Source organism: Paenarthrobacter nitroguajacolicus (genome assembly GCF_007786235.1).
In the GTDB taxonomy this organism is placed as follows: Bacteria; Actinomycetota; Actinomycetes; order Actinomycetales; family Micrococcaceae; genus Arthrobacter; species Arthrobacter nitroguajacolicus_A.
In genome coordinates, this window is record NZ_VNFK01000037.1 from 1 (window position 1) to 3,345 (window position 3,345).

A 3,345-nucleotide genomic window follows, 5' to 3' on the forward strand; every position below is an offset into this window, starting at 1 on the left:
CGGAGACTTAGCGTCTCCGGCCTGTCTTGGAGGGTGGGCCCTGTGGGGATCGAACCCACGACCCACGGATTAAAAGTTTGGCCCTGGGGTGTTTTTGCGTGTTGCTGGTTGACTGAAAACGCCTAGATTCCGGGGTTTCTTCACCAAATATCGTTGCAGGTGATCCGGGATCATTGGATCCATATCCCACCAAAACTCTCACCAAATCCACACCGTGATCCACGACCGCCGCGGCTTGGGACGAAGAGATTGCAGACCGGGTTTAGATGTCCAGGTCACCTTCTGCAGTTGAAGCTCTCGAGGATCTCTGTATCGGACCGTTCATCTTCCGGGTGTTCCGAGTAGTAGAAGCTGAGATTTTCATCAGCTTTCAAGGCTTCGTAAAGTGTCGGCCGAAGCATCTCAGTCTTCTGCGAATTGAACGGCGACCGCTGGTTTAGTGTGCCGTTTGACCGCGTCCCATTTCGGCGCACGTCGAAACAGTGGACCTTATTTGGGTCCTCGCTGGAGCTTCTACCTAGCTGACTCAGAACCACCGTCTTCTCCTCGGGAGACAGGGCGGTAGGCAGTCTTGAAGGAATGAACTTTCCCAGTTGCTCGCAGAACTGGGTCAAAATCTCCCCGAGATTTGGCGCGTACTCAATACCGAAGTACTCTCGGAGCTCCCTCGCCCCAGCCGCTATACGCTGTGTGTTCGCTGCCGCCGTCAGAGTGCGGCTAGTATCACGGCCATCGATGAAGGTCAGCTTCACGAGCTGGTACTGAGGGGTCTCCTCGGGTGGCATATAGCGTTGGACCAGAGTGAAATATCGTCGTTGCCTATACGTGAAGGGGAAACAAGCAATGACCCATCCGCGAACAGCCAACTCGTCACGGATGGGTCGAAGGTTCTCCAACGGCGCATTCATGTTGCTACTCTCGCACTCGCCCTCTGACAAACATTGTGAGCTGGAGTCAACCATTCGTGTAGACATGGTGCGTCCCTCACCCCACTTGGCCATTACACCCTTGGTCGATGAGCATCGATGCGGGCATCTGTTTGCCCCATGGGCCACGTGGCTATATCCTGGCTGCCACCCAGGGGAGTACCAGCGCGATCTTGTGCGGAAGCCCGCTGAAGTAGACGGACTCAGCGTCTCTCCCTTTGGTGTTGGAGTAGGTCGCTTGTCATCGAAAATCCGCTAATTCTAGGGGTTTTTGAACTTCGGGAGTTGCTCTACGTTGCCCGTTATCGGATTCAATGCCCACCAAAAACGATATGCGGCCGGACTTTTCGTCCGGCCCTGGGTACAAAGGTCATGCGATTCTACGGTGAGGGACTGGGGCTGGAAGGGAGTCCGAAGTTTTCGGGATATAGCTCCTTGTAGATTGCCGCCTGGTCTCCTGCGACGCAGGCGCTGTCCATTTCCAGGCCGGAACCCAGCACGTTCGCCGTGTAGGACACGAGCTGTCCGCCGTTCTGGTCAGCGTAGAGGCGGATGAGGCCCGGGTCCCGGGGGTTGGTTTCGATGCGCGTATTGAAGCCCTTAGATTCCCAGAACGATTTGACGACGTCTACTGACGCCTCCAGATCAACGGGGTCGGAGGTTTGGCTTAGGACGACGTAATTCACGCCCTCTTCACCGTCGGGTGTGGTACAGAAACTGTTGCGGAGGCCTTCGTCGGACCATTTTTGAGGCCCGATAGCTTGCTGGGTTTCGGTTTTGAAGGCGTGAAGGTCCGCGAGGGCTTGCTTGAGTTCTTCGACCTGGGCTTTGACGGTTGCGGGGTCGCTGCGGTTGCTTGAGCCGGTCATGGGGTTCTCCGTCGTGGTGGGCGTGCAGGCGCTCAGCGTCATGGCCGCGAAGACCAATGCGGCGAGGAGGCTGGGGACCTTGTGTCGGGCCTTGGGTTGGTAGGACATGCGGTTCACTCTTCCTGGGCTACTTATTTGCCGCAACTCCGACGAGGGGCGAGACAGGCTTTCGCCTGGGAGGATGCGATCTCCGTGGCCTGTTGTTGTCAGGGCTGCCTCGTACAGTGCGGTGGTTCCTCGATCCAGGTACCCGTACCCGTCTCCGTCCTTCCGGTGCACCAGTGAGTTGTGTTCGGTCGTGCCGTGAAATTGGGTCCCGTCGATGGTGGCTGCTTCCGAGGAGAACACCTTCGCGTGAAATGATTCCATACGCGGATCCTGGCGCTGGGAACGGCCCCATCTGGCCAGGGCGTCAGGTTCGGCTTCACTGGCGTAGACCTGGCCTTCAGGCACGTGAAGCTCTTCGGCGTTCCGAATCTCTTTCTCGACGCCGGCGGAGCCGAGCATTGTGAACGAGGCGACGCGTAAATCTGCAGCGGCGAGGGCGTCGCTGGTTACTGTCGTGCCATAGGAATGGCCTAGTACGTTCAGGGTTTCCGGGGTCCTGTTGCCCAACCCATCCCTGACAGCATTGAAACCGCGCAGGTCCGCGACAAACCGCTCGCCACCTGCCCGTGCAGCATCACCGCTGCTCACGGTTGCCGGGTTGGGCGGGTCGTAGTTGATCCATGCGACCACCGCAAACGACTTACTCCGGTCGTTCAGCCTTTGCCGCGATTGCAGGTTAGCAGCGTTTGTTGCCCAGTCGTTGAAGCCGCTTTGGGGGGTAATGAGCATGCCGGACACGGCGTAGGTAACGTTGTCGGCTGTGTCGGGGTTGGCCGCAGAGACCTGTGCCTTTGGGGAGCCGTCGGTGAGGTCGAAGCCGAGCAGGACAGCTTGTCCTGACGCACCCGCGTTTACGAGGGCTTGACCGATGCCGTCTAGGGCTTTCTGTTGGGTTTGCAGACGTATCCAGTGCGGGTTTGGAATGGACCGCCCTGTGCTGGTGAACAGGGACTCGGGCGTCCCGGCGAGTTCAGCCTTGATGCGCTTCTGTTCGGTGACGAGGCGTATCCGGTTGGCAAGGTTCCGGGCGGTGGCGGTGACGCCGTTCAGGTTCCCGATAGCCCACGGGAGGGTTTCGATCAGGAGCTTCTGACCCTCGTCGGGTTCGATTGATCCGTCGTCGGCGGCTGTGTGGCCGAGACCGGCCCACCACTTGGCTACCACTACAGGGTCCAGTCCTGGTTCTTTCAGGAGTACTTCGAGCCGGGCGACGTTGCCGGCACCGCCGAGCCAGGCTTTCAGTTGCGCGGCGTTCAGGGCCCCGATGTCGTTCAAACCGACTTGCCCCGGTGGTGCGTACTGTATGAGGGCGCTGTTGAGCGCGGTCTCGGGCAGGGAGCCGCTGCCGGCTGCTTCGAATGCCGTGGCGATCTGCTCAAGCCACGTCGCGTCAGCGGCGTTCTCAGTCAGCAGTTCCTCGAACCCCGACACAAACGTGACAC

At 59.1% G+C, this 3,345-nt stretch carries 2 protein-coding genes; both read right to left on the reverse strand.

Translation table 11 applies throughout. From position 1 onward, the window contains the following. Window positions 1–275 precede the first annotated feature (275 nt). A complete protein-coding gene (locus FQP90_RS22830; RefSeq protein WP_144653392.1) occupies window positions 276–908 on the reverse strand; it encodes a DUF6037 family protein in 633 nt (210 codons plus the stop codon). A gap of 398 nt (window positions 909–1,306) precedes the next feature. Further along, window positions 1,307–3,345 (reverse strand): alpha/beta hydrolase (locus FQP90_RS22835; RefSeq protein ID WP_144653394.1); only part of this gene is annotated, 2,039 nt, incomplete at its 5' end.